Below are 16,022 nucleotides of genomic sequence, written 5' to 3'. Positions count from 1 at the left end.
GATGAAGAGGAAGGGTGACAGATTCATGACCAGTGCATCTTGTCTATTCGTTGAAATTTCAGAACTAACGGTTTTTGGGATCGTTCGCTCGTGAAACGGATGGTCGTTGCCATAACCGGAGCGACCGGTGCGATCTACGGGTTGCGCCTGTTGACCATGCTCAAAGACCAAGGTGGCTGGGAAACCCATCTGGTCATGTCGCAGGCCGCCTTGCTCAACATCCGCGAAGAACTTGTCGATGGCCGACAGCAATTCGAGGATGCTGCAAACGTTGTACACAGCAGCCGCAATGTAGGGGCGAGCATCGCGAGCGGTTCGTTCCTGTGCGAGGGCATGGTGATCGCGCCATGCTCCATGCGGACATTAGCTGCAGTCGCCAACGGCCTTTCCGACAATTTGATAACCCGCGCGGCGGACGTCATGCTCAAGGAGCGGCGCAAACTGGTGCTGATGACGCGTGAAACGCCGCTCAATCTGGCGCACCTTCGCAACATGACTGCGTGCACCGAAATGGGCGTGGTGATCTTCCCACCTGTCCCGGCGTTTTACAATCGCCCACACGACATTGACGACATCATCGATCACAGCTGCATGCGAGTGCTCGATCAATTCGGACTTCATCGCAACCTGGAGGATCGCTGGCAGGGATTGACTGGCGAAAACCCTGATCCGGCTTTGCCACACAAGAAAATCGAAAGGCAGGCATGATGGCTCGGAAGCTAAGGCGAAGGGATGTTTTGGGGGCCGGAGCGCTCGGCACCGCTGCGGTTGGGCTGGGCAGCCTTGCGCGGCCTGGACCAGGCCCGAACCGCACTATCACCCTGGTGGAGGAGAGTGGCGTGCCTGAAAGCCGCCAGTTCGCTTCCGCTATGATAGACAGCGGCTTTGCAGGTGAAGTGATCCGCATCGACCGATCGCTCAATGGCTTGCTGCACGAACTCGAATCAACCACCGGGACGATCATCGGGATGACATCTGATCCCGCCGCGATGATCGCAGGGCAGTTGCTGGGCGAACGCGGCGCCCACGCGCGGCATTTCTGGCAGCATCACTATACCGATGGCAGATGGCGTCATCGGACCGAAGGAGGCGCACGCCTGATTGGGAGCACGACACACGCCTGGCCGGTGGCAATTGCTCACCAGTTGCAGGGCGCCATTGGCAGCAGATCACCTCAAGTCTCAAACGCCTGCACTTCCGGGGTCTGCGCGCTACTTGCCAGCAGTCCTGGTATGCTGGTGTCATGGGTTTATGAATTTGAAGGGGATCAATCGTGAGCAGCATTGTTCCCCAAGGGGTTGCCGCCGCCGATTTCTCTAATGCGCTCGACGAGTTCGCTGGAGTCGTCGGCAAGGACCGAGTTTACATCGATGAACAGCCGCTGTCGAGCTACAGGGACGCTTATTCTCCTCTCGCCGACGGTGAGTTTCTGCCTTCAGCGGCCGTTGCTCCTGACGACGTCGAACAGATTCAGAATATACTCAAGATCGCCAACGCCTATAAAATACCCATCTGGACAATCGGTACGGGGCGCAATTTTGCCTATGGTGGCCCTGCTCCTCGCAAGTCCGGTTATGTCATGCTCGACCTGCGCCGGATGAACCGGATTATCGAAGTCAACGAGAAATACGGCTATGCCCTCGTCGAGCCCGGTGTTTCGTACATGCAACTTTACCGGCATCTGCGCACGATCGGCAGCAAGCTCTGGATCGATCCCGCAGCGCCAGCATGGGGCGGCGTGATGGGCAATGCGCTGGAACATGGCGCAGGCTACACTCCTTATGGCGACCATTTCATCATGCAGTGCGGCATGGAAGTGGTGCTGGCCGACGGCGAAGTGGTACGGACCGGCCAGGGAGCACTCGCGGGATCGAAACACTGGCAGGTGACCAAGCACGCCGCCGGTCCGCAGTTCGACGGCATGTTTACCCAGTCTAATTTTGGCGTGGTCACGAAAATGGGCATCTGGCTGATGCCTGAACCTCCCGGCTACAAGCCGTTCATGATAACCTACGAACGCGAGGAAGATCTCGAGGCCATCTTCGAGATCACCCGGCCGCTGAAGGTCAATCAGATCATCCCGAACGCCGCCGTGGCAGTCGATCTTCTGTGGGAAGCTTCGGCCAAGACCACACGTCGCCATTACTTCGACGGCAAAGGCCCCCTGCCGCAGTCGGCCCGCACCCGGATCGCCTCGGACCTCCATCTGGGAATGTGGAACTATTACGGCGCGCTGTATGGCCCGCCGCCGGTCATCGCGAACAATTGGAAGATCGTCGAGGATGCCCTGATGAGCATCCCCGGGGCAAAGCTGTACCTCGACCGTGAGAATGATCCCGCCTGGGATTACCGCGTGCGCTTGATGCGCGGCGAGCCGAACATGACTGAATTCAGCATCATGAACTGGATCGGTGGTGGTGGGCACGTCAATTTCTCGCCGATCTCCGCGCCAAGCGGCGCGGAAGCGCTCGCCCAGTACAACATGATCAAGCGGCGCTGCCACGAATACGGCTTCGACTACATAGGGGAATTTCTTGTCGGTTGGCGTGACATGCATCACATCCTGATGATCATGTACGACCGGGCCGACGAGGCTATGCGCAAAAGCGCCTACGATCTCTTCGGTTTGCTGGTCGATGAGGCGGCGGAAGGTGGTTTCGGCGAATACCGCACCCACCTCGCCTTCATGGATCAGATCGCCAAGACCTATAAACACAATGATGGCGCATTGTGGGACCTTCATCACCGCATCAAGGATGTGATGGATCCCAACGGCATTCTCTCACCCGGCAAGCAGGGCATCTGGCCCAAGGCGCTGCGAGAAACGTCGTGATCGAAACGGCAGCTTCGGGCCCTGAATTAAGGCCGCCCGAATTGAGGCTACCCGAATTAAGGATTGCAGGACGATGAAGAATTTGGAACACTGGATTGGCGGAGCTTATGTCGCGCCGGGAAGCAACGCTTATTTCGACGACCTTAACCCGGTCGATGACAGTGTTTACGCCAAGGTAGCTGCCGGCACGGCTGACGACGTCAACCGCGCGGTTCAGGCAGCCTCAACTGCATTCCGCATACATCACGACCTGCCCGCCGCGGTCCGTGAAGGCTGGATGTTCAAAGCTGCGGAAATCATGGAACGCGACGTCGCCAAATTCCAGGAAGTGCTGATCGACGAGGTCGGCTCGCCCATCGCCAAGGCAGGGTTCGAGACCCGGTTCGCGATCGGTTTCCTGCGCGCCGCCGCCGGGGTTCCGCGCCGTGTTCGAGGTGAAACCATCCCTTCTGACACACCGGGCCGCTTCAGCATGAGCCTGCGCCAGTCCGTGGGCGTGGTCGCCGGCATTACTCCTTTCAATGTTCCGCTGATCAAGGGGATCAAGCAGTCGGCCATGGCGCTGGCGACCGGCAACGCATTCGTGCTGCTGCCATCCGAGGCTGCGCCGCGCCTTGCCGATCTTCTCGCCGGGCTGTGGCACGAGGCGGGCGTTCCCGATGGCCTGTTCAACATCGTCTACGGCAATGGTGCCGAGATCGGCGATGCTCTCACCGGCCACACCGATGTCGCTGCGATCACCTTTACCGGATCCTCGCGCGTAGGCAAGCACATCGCCGGGATCGCGGCCAGGAACCTCAAGAAATATACGCTCGAGCTAGGCGGCAAGAGCCCGCTGATCGTCTGCGCAGATGCCGACCTGGAGAAAGCAGTTGGCGCGGCACTGTTCAGTATTTTCATGTACCAGGGCCAGGTGTGCATGGGCGCATCGCGCATCTATGTCGAACGCTCCATTTTTGACGCATTTGCAAAAGCCTTTGCCGCTGCTTCGGCAGGCGCGAAAACGGGCGATCTGCGGGAACCGACGACCATGCTGGGTCCCATCATCTCCAAACGGCAACGCGATCGGGTGCGCAGCCACGTCGATGATGCCCGCGCCAAGGGGGCCAAAGTGCTCGCCGGTGCCAAATGGAGCGGCAATTGCTGTTCCGCCACGGTGCTGAGCGGCGTTACTGCGGAAATGACGGTCTTTGCGGAAGAAACTTTCGGGCCGGTGACGTCGCTTTACCCGTTCGACACGCTCGACGAAGCAATCGAACTGGCGAACGATACCGAATACGGCCTCTCAGCCTCGATCTTTACGCGCGACCTCGACAAGGCCTTGCGCTTTGCTCACCAAGCCGAAAGCGGCATGGTGCACATCAATGCGCCCACCCTGTACGACGAACCCCATGTTCCCTTCGGGGGAACCAAGGCCTCCGGGTTCGGACGCGAGGGCACCGAGGCCGATCTCGAGATCATGACCGAGTGGAAATGGGTCACTATCCAGTCCGCAGCGGCCACTGAAGCGACCGATGCAAGGAAACGAATATGAACGATCTGGCGAATAGAGCGCGCGACATTTCCTCATTGCGGGATTTTCTGGAACTTCTCGAAAGCGAAGGCCAGGCAATCACCTGGAGCGAGCGGGTGATGCCGGAACCAGACCTGCGCAATATCGCGGTCGCGGCCTCACGCGACGCCAATGGCGCGCCGGCGATCATATTCGACAATATGGTCGGCTATCCCGGCAAGCGGACCGTGGTCGGTGTCCACGGTTCGTGGGACAATATCGCGCTGCTGTTGGGACGCCCGAAGGGCACGACAATCCGCGAACTGTTCTTCGAGATCGCCGGCCGCTGGGGCGATGCCGAAGCCCAGATCAGTTACGTTCCCGAAGGGCAGGCACCGGTCCATGAATGCCGGACCGAAAGCGGGATCAATCTTTACGATATCCTTCCGGTCTATCGCATCAACGAATATGATGGCGGTTTCTTTCTGGGCAAGGCATCGGTAGCATCGCGCGATCCGGAAGATCCCGAAAATTTTGGCAAACAGAATGTCGGCATCTACCGGTTGCAACTGCAAGGCCCGGATTGCTTCAGCCTGATGACTATTCCGTCGCACGACATGGGTCGGCAAATCATGGCCGCCGAACGCACCGGCCTGCCGCTGAAGATCGCGGTCATGCTCGGCAACCACCCGGGACTCGCTGTTTTCGCAGCCACGCCGATCGGCTACGAGGAATCCGAATATGCCTATGCCTCTGCGATGATGGGCGCGCCGATCAGGCTGTCCAAATCGGGCAATGGTGTCGATATTCTTGCGGACAGCGAAATCGTTATCGAAGCGGAAATGCAGTTGGGCGAGCGCGTACTGGAAGGACCGTTCGGCGAATTCCCCGGTTCCTACAGCGGGGTCCGCAAGGCCCCGCTCTTCAAGGTCACGGCAGTATCGCATCGCCGGGATCCGATTTTCGAAAATATCTACATCGGCCGTGGCTGGACCGAGCACGACACGCTGATCGGATTGCACACGTCGGCGCCGATATATGCACAGTTGCGCAAGGATTTTCCAGAGGTCACGGCTGTCAACGCCCTCTATCAACATGGTCTGACCGGGATCATTTCAGTCAAGAACCGGATGGCCGGCTTTGCCAAGACTGTCGCCATGCGGGCGCTGAGTACGCCGCACGGTGTGATGTACCTGAAGAATCTGATCATGGTCGATGCCGATGTCGACCCCTTCGACCTCAACCAGGTGATGTGGGCACTGTCAACGCGTACCCGCGCTGACGATATTATCGTGCTGCCCAACATGCCCGCCGTGCCGATCGATCCGTCCGCAGTCGTGCCCGGCAAGGGCCACCGGCTGATCATTGACGCGACCAGCTTTATGCGCCCCGACCCCATCGGCGAAGCGCATCTTGTCAACCCGCCGACCGGTCCGGACATCGATGCACTGAGCAAGGCGATCCGGATACTTCAGCAAGGAGCTGCAAAATGAGTGATACGCTCTGTCCACGCTGTTCAAGTGCCGGTGCAATCGAGGATTATCGGGGGCGCGAAGAAGACTCGGTCGTCTGGACGATCCTCCGCTGCAAGACCTGCTGTTTTTCATGGCGCGACAGCGAACCGGCCAGCACCATCGGGGCCGGGGTGCGTTCGGCGGACTTCGCCGTCGATGCTGCGAATCTCGATCGCTATCCCAAAATACTTCAGCAATAGGCAAATGGGGAAACAAGGATGATAGATCAGGCTCGCCAGGCGGCTGCACTGACAGCAATTGAAGCGGCTCTGGGCACCGGAGCGGTCGACCGATCGCCCGCTGTCCTGGCCCGCTACGCCACACCCCTCGCCATTCCGGCCGGCGTGGTCTTGCCCGCAAATGAGGCGCAGCTGGCAGTTGCGCTAAGTGCGGCGAAAGGCGCTGGCGGGATATTGCAGCCTGTTTGTAATGGCGCGCACGGACTTGAGAAAACCGGGCTGGACAAGGTTATCGTGCTCGATTTGCAGCGCATGAACCGGATTCTCGAGGTGAACGAGGACCTGGCTTACTGCCTGGTCGAACCCGGAGTCACCTTCCGCGAGCTTGATGCCCATATCAAAAGCAAGAATTTCAAGCTGTGGGTGGATTTCCCCGGCAATCCCGACGAGAGCGTGGCCGCCAGCTTCGTGGAACGCAGCGCGGGCTACACACCCTATTCGGATCATAGTCTGATGCAGTGCGGCCTTGAAGTCATGCTCGCCGATGGCAGGCTGGTCCGCACCGGCATGGGCGCTATGCCCAAAAGCACCTGCTGGCAATTGTTCAAGTTCGGATACGGCCCGTGGGTCGACGGACTGTTCACACAATCCGATTTCGCAGTGCCAACCAAGGTCGGCACGTGGCTGATGCCGGAACCGCCTGCTTTCAAGACGTTCATGGTTACCGTGGAGAGCGAGGACGGGCTGGCTCCGCTGCTCGATGTGCTCGGCCCACTCAAGCTGAACATGGTCGTGGCCAATGGCGTGGCTGTGGGTAACGCCCTGCATGAAGCTGCATTGCTCGGCAAGAAGCGCAGCGACTACGCCGGTCAGGGCCCGATGGCGGCCAGCGCGGTCGAAGCGGCTGGCAAGGCGCTGGGTTTGGGGTACTGGAATCTCTACGGCTCGCTCTACGGGCTGCCAGACAACGTCTCGATCCTGTGGGATCTCGTCAACGGTGCCTTCGGATCGGTCCCCGGGGCGAAAGTCATCGCAGACGGTCGGGGTGTCGATCCCCGGCTCTGGTCATGGCGAATGGGGACTATGACAGGCGCTGTGGCCAGCCCTCCGGCAGCAATCGCGCAGTGGAGCGGCAACCAGGCGCTGACGGTCAACCCGGTTAGCCCGGTCGATGGTGAAGACGCGATGCGTCTCTACGAGCTTTCACGCGATACCTGCGCAGAACATGGTTTCGATATGGTCAGTGAAGCTGTCGCCATATGGCGTTCAGCCAACCACCGCCAGTTCCTCCCTAGCACTGGCTCGGACAAGTCCAGCGCAGCGCGCACTCGCGCCTGTGCCGAAGCCTTGATCGGGGCACAGGCGGAAGCCGGATTCGGGCAGGTATTCACCGAACCGGGCCTGCGCGCCACGGTCGACAAGACATTCGCTTCGGGCGGACTATCTACGCTTCACACGAGAGTCAAAAAGGCTCTCGATCCAACCGCGCTGTTTGCGTCAGCCTGATCTGTCGTGCAATTAATCGAGTTAGAGGCATAATGAAAAAACTAATTGCCATGTCGCTCCTCGCCACCCTGAGCGCCTGCTCAGACGAGGCGAAGGTCAAGAAGCCCGATGGCGCGGAAAATTACGCGCTGATGTGCGCCGGATGCCACGCTCCAGGCCCAGGTCATCCTGGAACAATGCTGCTTGAGCAGCTAGAGCGACCGGTGCCTTCACTGATCGGCCGAAAGGATCTTGAACTCGACTATCTGCGTATGATCGTGCGGCAAGGACTCATCGAGATGCCGCCGTTCCGCCCGACCGAGCTGAGCGATGCTGAGATCGATGAAATTTATGCACATATCATGAGTGCAAAGCCACCTGAACCGGTTCCGGCGAAGTCGGCTAAATAGGCGCGCAAAGCGCCAATTGTTTCAGAAGCAGGTGGCGCCGTCCATATCAGACGGCGCGCTCGATCACGTCCGGGTCAGAAAAAGCGATTTTCGGGACGCTGCAAGCCAAAATGGTCGCACAAGGTGGTACCTTCATATTCCTTGCGGAAAATGCCCCGGCGCTGCAATTCGGGAACGACAAGATCGACAAAATCGTTCAGTCCTTCCGGCAGAAAGGGCAACATGACAACGAAGCCGTCTGACCCTCGCTCTTCCAGCCAAAGCTCCATTTCGTCGGCGATCAATACCGGGGTACCGACAAAGGCGAGCCCCGCATAGCTGCCAGCCTTTGCGGCGAGCTGGCGAATCGTCAGATTGTGCGCACGGGCATGCTCGATAACCTTTTCCGGCGCAGCCTTACTGGCGTTGGTTTCGGGGATTTCGGGGAGCTGGGCACCTCCATCAACCTAATGATTTGACGCTTTGGAGCCATGTTTCACGTCGGCATGATGCGCGGCACGCCTGTCCGGCTGATATTTGATCCATATTCGCCTGTTTTGGCTTCCGATCCTGGATTTTGGACGCACCTATCCTGTAGCCGCCCGTCGCTCGTACCGGGGATTCACCAAACGTATTTCCCGTCCAGCTGCCTCGAACTTAGAGCGGCTTACCTTGCGAGAAACCACTACACCATCAGCAGTGATCCCGTGCATATGAAATGATCGCTTCCCCAAATCTACCGCCAGTAATTGAATCGTCATCGTATTTCTCCTTTCCATTAGATCATTTAATATTGATCGGAAAACAGGAGGCGTCCATCCCATAACATATCGACATGATCGCGCGACAGAGCGCCATGAATGATGATCACGCCCAGCTCGTTGCAAACCTGCCAGATGATCTCGCGCACCCGCAAGCGCACCTCGCCGTGCAGCACCTTGAAACGGTATTTTGGCGCCCAGACTATGTGATAACGGTGATGAAAAGCCGTGTGGCTGCCGCGTGAATATGGCATAAGCACTATCGGCTGAACCCTTATACCAGCTATAAGCTGGTGGGTTTACTCCAAAGGTGAGACAATAAATGCGAGAGGTTTTTGGAGGTGCCCAGCTTTCCATATTGGGCTTGATCGGTGTCGGAGCTTCCACGTACATGGTCTACTGGAGCCTTCAATACACGACTGCGATCGACAACCTGCTTCTGCAGTCGGCCATGCGCATCCCGATGCTGGCCTTGCCTGCGCTCTTCTTCGATGATGCGATTGCAATGCACAGCATCAGGATGGGCTCTGCTCTCCGTATTGGGAATCGTCGGATAGTGACAAAGGGTGATCCGAGCGATTTCACATGGGGGTGATGAACCGGGGGACCTGGTCGCGATCGCGACCGTCGGGCTTTATGTAACCTACGGCACCTTGTTCAGACGAGTACCGCCGATGCACCATCTCAGCCTTTTGGGAGCGCTTTCCGCCGTATGCGTGCTGTGCCTCGGCACTCGTTCGAGACTTCTGGATGGGTCCTATGCCTGCGCGGCCTAATTGGATTTGTTTCGTCCGGATTGACTGTCTTGCCCCTCGCGATCATTTGCGATCGCCATCTTGGCTCTTGAGGGCATGTGTTGGAATTATTTTCGTCTCGACAAAACTCTCCCGCCTGGCAAACGGACAGGCGCGCGTAGCCGCGAGCTGCTCGGCAATCTCAGGATGGTGCTGACAACCTTGCCAACTCGGCCATGGTCGAGCGCTTCGGTCCAGTCTTTATTCAGGCTGGTCGTAGGAGCCGGGCCGGGAGGGCTGATCGGATTCGCCTACAATGGTACTCCGCGCGCGCTGGCCATTTCACTCGTCGCGGTAGGTCTCATGACTCTGGCGCTTGTTCTGTACAGCGAGCGAGGGAAGCTGTTCGACAATTCGGGCGACGCGCAATCGCACGGTTGATCCGGAATTATTTAAAATCGGACCCAATTTCTTCTGAAACCCCGGGCGCAGGTCGGTCTGATACCATCCGGACACCGTCAATGACGATCGGGCTGGCCACTCCGGGACGTCCTGCACGTTCAATCGCCATGCCGCGCGCAATGACTTGCGGGTTGGCGAATACCTGGTCCAGCTCGTTGATCGGGCCGGCAGAAATTCCTGCATTTTCGAGCAACTCGAAAAGTTCCTCCCGGTTCCATTGTGTTGTAATCTCTTCGATAGCCTTGATCAACTCTACCCGATTGCGAATCCGCTGGGGATTGGTGCTGAAGCGCTCGTCCCGGTCAAGCGCAATATTCAGCACCCGGCAAAGGGCGGCGAACTGGCCGTCATTGCCGACCGCGATGATCAGATCTCCATCGCGGGTCGGGAAGGCCTGATAGGGTGCCAGATTGGCATGGCCGTTGCCGACCCGGCGCGGCACCACCCCTGAGGTCATCCAGTTCAGCGCCTGATTGCCCATGACGCTGACCTGGGTATCGAGCAGTGCCATGTCGATATGTGCGCCGACGTCTGATTCACGCCGTTGGTTGAGCGCTGCCAGCACTGCCACCGCGCTGTAGACCCCGGTAAACAGGTCGGCGGCCGCAATGCCAGCCTTCTGCGGCTCGCGCTGCGGCTCGCCGGTCATTGACATGAGCCCACCCATGGCCTGGGCGATGTAGTCGTATCCGGGACGGTGGGCATAAGGCCCGGTCTGCCCGAAGCCGGTGATTGAGCAGGTGATAAGGCGCGGGCTAATCCGCGATAAGGCTGCATGGTCAAGCCCGTATTTGGCCAGCCCGCCCACCTTGTAATTCTCGATCATGATGTCGGCGCTTGCCGCAAGACTGCGGACAATATCCTGACCTTCGGCGGTTGTGATATCAACCGCGATGGACCGCTTCCCCCTGTTGGCCGAATGATAATAGGCCGCGCCCAGGTTTTCGCCCGCATCCGACATCACAAACGGCGGGCCCCAGTGGCGGGTGTCGTCACCACTGCCGGGGCGTTCTATCTTGATAACCTCGGCACCGAGATCGGCCAGCAATTGCCCGCACCATGGCCCGGCCAGGATTCGCGCGAGTTCGAGAACCCTGATGCCGCTCAGCGGTTTTGCCGATGCCTCCGTTGGCGCAGGCCCCCAGTCACACCGCGTCATTTTGTGCCGTTGCCCGCTGCATCGATGCGATTGTGCCAGTCCCGTGCCATGTCTCCCGCAGCCTTTGCTAGCGTAAAGGAATCTATGCCAACCGCGAGGAAGCGAGCACCTCCGTCCAGATATTGCTGCACCAGGCGTTCGTCACGTGACAGGATGCCGCAGGGGGTGCCGGTGGCGCGGATTCGGGCGAGGGTTTCTCCGGTCACTTGGGCGAGAGCCGTTGCATTGGCGGGGCCAAGCAGGCCGAGCGATGCGGCGAGGTCGGCAGGCCCGACAAACAGGGCGTCGATGCCATCGACGGCAGCGATAGCCTCCAGATTATCGAGCGCTTCGGCAGTCTCGATCTGGGCAATGATGCACAGTCGCTCGTTGGCCTCCGCCACGTAAGCGGGATAGCTGCCCCAGCGTGCGGCGCGGGCACCGCCTATACCGCGATCACCCGCTGGCGGATAGCGCGAAGCCTTGACGATTGCCGCTGCCTGCTGTGCGTTATCGACCATCGGCACCATGATTGTCGGGGCACCAAGATCGAGGATCTGGCGGATCGTCACTGGATCGTGGCCGGGAACGCGCACGATTGCAGAGCAGGCCGGAATGGTGTCAACCGCGCGCAACTGGTTGGCAATCGCAGGCAGGGTCTGAGCAGCGTGCTCGCCATCGATCAGAACCCAGTCATAGCCCAAGCCAGAGCAAATTTCAGCGATGTCCGGATTGGCGAGCGCCAACCAGAAACCGAGTTGCGGCGGACCGTCGCCGAGCTGGTCCTTGAAGCGGTTTTGCGGTGTCTGCATAGTCTTGCCCTAGACGAACCGGAAGCCGATAGCGCCCAACTGTCCGAAATCGGCGTTGAAAACATCACCCCTTCGGACTTCGACAGGGCGGGTGAACGACCCGCCCAGAACGACTTCGCCTGCCTCCAGCGTTTGGTCCCAAGGAGCAAGGCGGTTGGCAAGCCACGCCACGCCGTTCGCCGGATTGTTGAGCACGCCTGCGGCGACGCCCGTTTCCTCGATCACACCGTTGCGGCTAAGCAGCGCACTGACCCAGCGCATGTCGATCTTGTCAGGCCGCATCGGCAATCCACCGACGATTATCCCGGCATTGGCAGCATTGTCGCTGATTGTGTCCTGCACTATGCGACACGCGCCGGTTGCGGGATCGACGGGAAATGTGCGGCTGTCGATTATCTCGACCGCCGGGATAACATATTCGGTCGCCTTGAGTACGTCAAAGATCGTTGCACCGGGTCCTTCGATCCGTTTCCCCAAAACGAAAGCGAGCTCGACCTCGACCTTGGGCGTGATGAACCGGTCGAAAGGCACGTCGCTCCCCTGTTCGAATACCATATCGTCGAGCAACGTTCCGTAATCGGGTTCGGTAATCCCGGCGGCTTGCTGCATCGCTCGTGAAGTCAAGCCTATCTTGTGACCGAAGACCTTTCTCCCGGAAGCGAGCTTGAGGTCGACCCATCGTTTGCTGATGCGATAGCCATCGGCGATCGACATTCCCGGTCGGCGCACCGTGAACTGGCGGATCTGCTGACGTGACTGTTCGGCTTGGTCGAGCTCGGCCGCAAACGCTGCTATCTCTTCCTCGCTAAGACTCGCCGCCGAATCGCAGGGTCCGGTTCCGCTACCACCGCCATCTTGGTTCATAAATTGCTCCTCATCCGTAACCCACTTTGACGAATGCATTGCACAGTTATGAACGGTCGTCTATAGCCGTGCCGCACCGAACAGGCCTGTCATGGCAGAAACACGCAGTTTTCAGAGGAGAAACAGGATGCAAGGCGACACGAGCGTAAGGGAAGAGAAGATCACGGGGCGGGGGCTGACTTCGCACACATTGCTGGCAGGTGACCCGAGCAACCCCGCTATTCTTCTGCTGCACGGGGCAGGACCGGGCGCACACGCCGGTTCCAACTGGCTGCACCTGATGCCCGACCTGGCAGAAAATTTCTTCGTGATCGCACCCGACCTGATCGGCTTCGGACAGTCGGTCATCCCCGAACCCTGGCCTGACAACGTCATGGCATGGATCGGTACACGAGTCGAACAGTGCTTCGGCCTGCTCGAGACGCTGGGGATCGAGAAGGCCCATGTCGTCGGCAATTCGATGGGAGGCGCGCTCACTCTTCAGATGATGAGCGAAGAGCCCGACTGGATCGACCGCGTGGTGCTGATGGGGTCGATCGGCGCTCCCGGCCCCCGGACTCCAGAGCTTGTGCGCCTGCTGTCATTCTACTCGGATCCGCGGCCGTCCCGTTACCGCCAGCTGATGCACAGTTTCGCCCACGACGCCGCCAAGTTCGAAGGCATGGATGAGATCGTCAGCAACCGTTACAAGATCGCGACCGATCCCGAGATCATGAAAACCGCTGTCAAGATGATCGATTCAATGAAGCAGGGTATCGAAGCGCTCAACATGCCGCCATCGATCCTGTCCAAGCTGCCGCACAATGTTTTGATCTTCCACGGTAGGCAGGACCGCATCGTTCCGCTCGACACCAGCCTCTACCTGATCGAGCACCTGCAGTACGCCGAGCTCTATGTGCTCGACCGCTCGGGTCATTGGTCGCAGCTTGAGCGTTGGGATGTCATGCGGCCGATGATGGAAATCCATTTCGGCGCGCGTACTTTCTGATGCTCCCGGCATTCCGGCACCGGGTGCGCTGGTAGGCGCAATGCTCTGCGTCTGCCAGCCCGGACCGGTGTGGGAATGACCAAGCGGGATCAGACTGCTGCTTCGGCATTTTGGCAGTTCTCGCTGGACGTGTACGCAAAACCGTACGTCGCCGAGTTGTGCCTAGCCTTGCAGGATGAGCATGGCTTCGACGTCAACGCGGTGCTATTCTGCCTCTGGTCGGCGCAGGGCTCCCGTACGGTGCTCGATCAGTCCAAGATCGGCGAGGTTCTGGTCAGAATTTCGCTGCTCAACGAAAACCTGGTGCACCCGCTGCGAGACGCCAGGCGATGGGTGCGACGGTACATCGACAAAGCGACAGACACGGATCCGGCAGCCGAACTGACGAAGCTTTACGCAGCGTTGAAGGCAGTCGAACTGAAATCAGAGCGCCAGGTCCAGTCGGCGTTAATTGATCTTTCGCGGCCAGCCTCTGTGGATCATCGAACCTCGCCGGAAAGCGCGGCGCATGCCAGTCTCGAAATCTACCGCCGGGCGATTGCCGCTCCCGAAGCGGCGGCTGCTCTGCTGACGCAGTTGGTCGTCAGGGCGTTCGCGCCGGCTTCGAAGCGGGGGAATTCGCAGACCTGATAAAGTCGAAAATTCCCTCGATCTCAAAATCGCTATGTTCGGTCTGGCCGAAGGCCAGATCTCGATGAGGCCATGCCTAAAAATCGAATGCAGATAATCGAACGCGAGATCGCTACGTCCGATCATCCTGGGTATGAGCGCACTAGCGTCCTCGCGATAAACGCTTGCAATATTAGTCTGCTGGTCACGTGTTGTATCAAATCTCGGCCTGACGGTCCAGGTCCTGCGAACTTGTCGCGGCCTTTCGCCGGTTAATCGCGGGGTTGGGAACAGCAGCTCGATTGCGATGCGTTGGAAGTTTGGTTGCCCCCCGATAGGATGAAAACGGGCTCACGATTGTAACCGGGCCCAGCATCAAACAGGAGACAACCATGGAACAGTTTATCGGACTCGACGTATCTTTGAAAGATACATTCATCTCGGTGCGGGAGGGAGGAGCGCGGATCTGGCGCGGTAAGTGCCCGTCTGACCCTAAACTAATAGCAGAAGTGATTCGCAAGCGTGCTCCGAGCGTAAAACGCGTTGTGCTCGAAACGGGTTCTCTGTCGGTTTGGTTTTATCACGCGCTGAAGCAGGAAGACTTGCCGACAATCTGCATCGATGCCCGCCATGCTAAGGCAGCTCTCGACATGGCACCGAATAAGACCGATGCGAACGACGCAGACGGCCTCGCACATCTGGCTGAGGTCGGCATTTGCCGCGAGGTGCGCGTGAAGAGCTTCGAGAGCATGCTGACCCGCACGCTGGTTGCAGCGCGCAATCAGATGTTGAGGGCGACGACGCAACTGTCAAATCAGATCCGCGGTCTGATGAAGACCTTCGGCCTGGTGGTTCCCAAGAGCGCCGGGCGCTTTTTCGAGGGCCATGTACGTAGCCTGCTGGCAAGCAATGCAGGACTCGAGCAGATCATCTTGCCGGTGCTCGAGGCTTGGCGGGGTATCCGCGCCCGCGCCTCCGAATTGAGCAAACAGCTTATCGCCTCGGCGCGAGCAAGCGAGCAATGCCAACTGTTATCTTCGATACCTGGCGTTGGCGCGGTGACCGCCTCGTCCTTCGTTGCGGCGATCGAAGACCCGGAAAACTTCCGGAAGTCGCGTTCGGTTGGAGCCTGGATCGGCTTGACGACTAGGCGTTACCAATCGGGCGAAGTCGATTATGACGGCCATATATCTAGGCGTGGCGACAGTCATCTGCGCGGACTGTTGTACGAAGCGGCAGTCGTGATCCTCACTCGCACCACGGCAGACAGCGCGTTGCGCATCTGGGGTTTGAAACTCAAGGAGAAAATTGGCTTTAAACGAGCCGCCGTCGCGGTCGCGCGCAAGCTCGCCGTGATCATGCATACCATGCTTCGAACAGGTGAACTGTTCGACCGCTCGGTCCCTGCCGAGGCTTGACAAGAGTAGCATGACAGAAAAGCCATCAATGCCCTGATCTGAACTTCCCTATAGTTTGCGTCCATGCTGTGGGCACCGAGCCGTCCCTGTCGGGACGCGGACAGGATCATTCCGTTAAGTGCGCTGCACTTGGCATCATCCCGAGCCAACGTGCGTAGAAGACATAGGAAGATCCGGCCCTCGAAAACCTATCCTGCGGCGGGCACGTCTCGACCGCGTAAACGACCATGTACCCGACAAACGGCATTGCCGATGTGTCCAATCTGAGGGCGTACCCTTCCGACATTCCAACCATTGATCGACGCCCATGATGTGATGGAGGTCATCGGCCGAGGATGATGTGC

General features: G+C 59.0%; 17 protein-coding genes and 1 pseudogene. 12 read left to right on the top strand and 6 right to left on the bottom strand.

The annotated features are described in order from the left end of the window. The first annotated feature begins 99 nt into the window (after positions 1 to 99). The 8 genes from CHN51_RS06890 (at position 100) to CHN51_RS06855 (ending at position 7,913) form a co-directional block, all read left to right on the top strand. Complete coding sequence (locus CHN51_RS06890) at positions 100 to 708, top strand: UbiX family flavin prenyltransferase (protein ID WP_276308617.1); 609 nt, start codon at positions 100 to 102, stop codon at positions 706 to 708. Positions 709 to 839: 131 nt separating this feature from the next. Beyond that, entirely contained in the window at positions 840 to 1,277 is a 438-nt protein-coding gene (locus tag CHN51_RS06885; protein ID WP_240616888.1) for a hypothetical protein, read from the top strand. Continuing rightward, positions 1,274 to 2,833 (top strand): FAD-binding oxidoreductase, encoded by a 1,560-nt coding sequence (locus tag CHN51_RS06880; RefSeq protein ID WP_100093360.1) that lies wholly within the window; start codon positions 1,274 to 1,276, stop codon positions 2,831 to 2,833. The genes CHN51_RS06885 and CHN51_RS06880 overlap by 4 nt, the downstream gene beginning before the upstream one ends. 73 nt (positions 2,834 to 2,906) lie before the next feature. Then, on the top strand, positions 2,907 to 4,367 hold the full coding sequence (locus CHN51_RS06875) for an aldehyde dehydrogenase family protein (RefSeq protein WP_100093359.1): 1,461 nt from the start codon (positions 2,907 to 2,909) through the stop codon (positions 4,365 to 4,367). Beyond that, positions 4,364 to 5,818 (top strand): non-oxidative hydroxyarylic acid decarboxylases subunit C, encoded by a 1,455-nt coding sequence (locus CHN51_RS06870; RefSeq protein ID WP_100093358.1) that lies wholly within the window; start codon positions 4,364 to 4,366, stop codon positions 5,816 to 5,818. Before CHN51_RS06875 ends, CHN51_RS06870 begins: the two co-directional genes overlap by 4 nt. Continuing rightward, positions 5,815 to 6,039 (top strand): non-oxidative hydroxyarylic acid decarboxylases subunit D, encoded by a 225-nt coding sequence (locus tag CHN51_RS06865; RefSeq protein ID WP_100093357.1) that lies wholly within the window; start codon positions 5,815 to 5,817, stop codon positions 6,037 to 6,039. The genes CHN51_RS06870 and CHN51_RS06865 overlap by 4 nt, the downstream gene beginning before the upstream one ends. 18 nt (positions 6,040 to 6,057) lie before the next feature. Beyond that, positions 6,058 to 7,524, top strand: coding sequence for an FAD-dependent oxidoreductase (locus CHN51_RS06860; protein WP_100093356.1), 1,467 nt, complete (start codon positions 6,058 to 6,060; stop codon positions 7,522 to 7,524). 32 nt (positions 7,525 to 7,556) lie between these two features. Next, a complete protein-coding gene (locus CHN51_RS06855; protein ID WP_100093355.1) occupies positions 7,557 to 7,913 on the top strand; it encodes a cytochrome c in 357 nt (118 codons plus the stop codon). A 74-nt stretch (positions 7,914 to 7,987) separates the two neighbouring features. Here the strand turns inward: CHN51_RS06855 and CHN51_RS06850 are convergent, their stop codons facing one another. The 3 genes and pseudogenes from CHN51_RS06850 to tnpA form a co-directional block, all read right to left on the bottom strand. After that, complete coding sequence (locus tag CHN51_RS06850) at positions 7,988 to 8,197, bottom strand: hypothetical protein (RefSeq protein WP_240616887.1); 210 nt, start codon at positions 8,195 to 8,197, stop codon at positions 7,988 to 7,990. Positions 8,198 to 8,503: 306 nt separating this feature from the next. Next, positions 8,504 to 8,647, bottom strand: a pseudogene (locus CHN51_RS20135) (IS110 family transposase); the annotation flags it as partial. A gap of 32 nt (positions 8,648 to 8,679) precedes the next feature. Further along, complete coding sequence (gene tnpA / locus CHN51_RS06845) at positions 8,680 to 8,907, bottom strand: IS200/IS605 family transposase (protein ID WP_240616886.1); 228 nt, start codon at positions 8,905 to 8,907, stop codon at positions 8,680 to 8,682. 597 nt (positions 8,908 to 9,504) lie between these two features. On the opposite strand from tnpA, the gene CHN51_RS20130 reads away from it, so the two are divergent. Beyond that, entirely contained in the window at positions 9,505 to 9,828 is a 324-nt protein-coding gene (locus tag CHN51_RS20130) for a hypothetical protein (protein ID WP_240616885.1), read from the top strand. A 7-nt stretch (positions 9,829 to 9,835) separates the two neighbouring features. On the opposite strand, the gene CHN51_RS06830 is transcribed toward CHN51_RS20130, so the two are convergent. Genes CHN51_RS06830 through hpaH form a run of 3 tightly spaced genes read right to left on the bottom strand, consistent with a single transcriptional unit; the run spans position 9,836 to position 12,663 of the window. Next, entirely contained in the window at positions 9,836 to 11,008 is a 1,173-nt protein-coding gene (locus tag CHN51_RS06830) for a CoA transferase (protein ID WP_100093352.1), read from the bottom strand. After that, positions 11,005 to 11,799 (bottom strand): HpcH/HpaI aldolase/citrate lyase family protein, encoded by a 795-nt coding sequence (locus CHN51_RS06825; RefSeq protein WP_100093351.1) that lies wholly within the window; start codon positions 11,797 to 11,799, stop codon positions 11,005 to 11,007. Before CHN51_RS06825 ends, CHN51_RS06830 begins: the two co-directional genes overlap by 4 nt. A gap of 9 nt (positions 11,800 to 11,808) precedes the next feature. Further along, positions 11,809 to 12,663, bottom strand: a complete 855-nt coding sequence (gene hpaH / locus CHN51_RS06820) for a 2-oxo-hept-4-ene-1,7-dioate hydratase (RefSeq protein ID WP_100093350.1) — start codon at positions 12,661 to 12,663, stop codon at positions 11,809 to 11,811. A gap of 127 nt (positions 12,664 to 12,790) precedes the next feature. Between hpaH and CHN51_RS06815 the strand changes: the two genes are divergently transcribed. The 3 genes from CHN51_RS06815 (at position 12,791) to CHN51_RS06805 (ending at position 15,678) form a co-directional block, all read left to right on the top strand. After that, complete coding sequence (locus tag CHN51_RS06815; RefSeq protein ID WP_100093349.1) at positions 12,791 to 13,651, top strand: alpha/beta hydrolase; 861 nt, start codon at positions 12,791 to 12,793, stop codon at positions 13,649 to 13,651. Between the two features lie 75 nt (positions 13,652 to 13,726). Then, positions 13,727 to 14,281 (top strand): TIGR02444 family protein, encoded by a 555-nt coding sequence (locus CHN51_RS06810; protein WP_100093348.1) that lies wholly within the window; start codon positions 13,727 to 13,729, stop codon positions 14,279 to 14,281. Positions 14,282 to 14,652: 371 nt separating this feature from the next. Continuing rightward, complete coding sequence (locus tag CHN51_RS06805; protein WP_100093347.1) at positions 14,653 to 15,678, top strand: IS110 family transposase; 1,026 nt, start codon at positions 14,653 to 14,655, stop codon at positions 15,676 to 15,678. The last annotated feature ends 344 nt before the right edge of the window (positions 15,679 to 16,022 follow it).

This window comes from Sphingorhabdus sp. YGSMI21, from assembly GCF_002776575.1.
Lineage (GTDB): Bacteria > Pseudomonadota > Alphaproteobacteria > Sphingomonadales > Sphingomonadaceae > Parasphingorhabdus.
The sequence above is the reverse complement of the archived record's forward strand: the minus strand, read 5'-3'. Positions and strand labels throughout refer to the sequence as shown.

Excerpts from the sequence above, each read along its gene's own strand:
- CHN51_RS06890 (WP_276308617.1), top strand. The coding sequence starts at position 100 with ATGGTCGTTGCCATAACCGGAGCGACCGGTGCGATCTACGGGTTGCGC.
- CHN51_RS06875 (WP_100093359.1), top strand. The coding sequence starts at position 2,907 with ATGAAGAATTTGGAACACTGGATTGGCGGAGCTTATGTCGCGCCGGGA.
- CHN51_RS06870 (WP_100093358.1), top strand. The coding sequence starts at position 4,364 with ATGAACGATCTGGCGAATAGAGCGCGCGACATTTCCTCATTGCGGGAT.
- CHN51_RS06865 (WP_100093357.1), top strand. The coding sequence starts at position 5,815 with ATGAGTGATACGCTCTGTCCACGCTGTTCAAGTGCCGGTGCAATCGAG.
- CHN51_RS06860 (WP_100093356.1), top strand. The coding sequence starts at position 6,058 with ATGATAGATCAGGCTCGCCAGGCGGCTGCACTGACAGCAATTGAAGCG.
- CHN51_RS06855 (WP_100093355.1), top strand. The coding sequence starts at position 7,557 with ATGAAAAAACTAATTGCCATGTCGCTCCTCGCCACCCTGAGCGCCTGC.
- tnpA (WP_240616886.1), bottom strand. The coding sequence starts at position 8,907 with ATGCCATATTCACGCGGCAGCCACACGGCTTTTCATCACCGTTATCAC.
- CHN51_RS20130 (WP_240616885.1), top strand. The coding sequence starts at position 9,505 with ATGTGTTGGAATTATTTTCGTCTCGACAAAACTCTCCCGCCTGGCAAA.
- CHN51_RS06830 (WP_100093352.1), bottom strand. The coding sequence starts at position 11,008 with ATGACGCGGTGTGACTGGGGGCCTGCGCCAACGGAGGCATCGGCAAAA.
- CHN51_RS06825 (WP_100093351.1), bottom strand. The coding sequence starts at position 11,799 with ATGCAGACACCGCAAAACCGCTTCAAGGACCAGCTCGGCGACGGTCCG.
- hpaH (WP_100093350.1), bottom strand. The coding sequence starts at position 12,663 with ATGAACCAAGATGGCGGTGGTAGCGGAACCGGACCCTGCGATTCGGCG.
- CHN51_RS06815 (WP_100093349.1), top strand. The coding sequence starts at position 12,791 with ATGCAAGGCGACACGAGCGTAAGGGAAGAGAAGATCACGGGGCGGGGG.
- CHN51_RS06810 (WP_100093348.1), top strand. The coding sequence starts at position 13,727 with ATGACCAAGCGGGATCAGACTGCTGCTTCGGCATTTTGGCAGTTCTCG.
- CHN51_RS06805 (WP_100093347.1), top strand. The coding sequence starts at position 14,653 with ATGGAACAGTTTATCGGACTCGACGTATCTTTGAAAGATACATTCATC.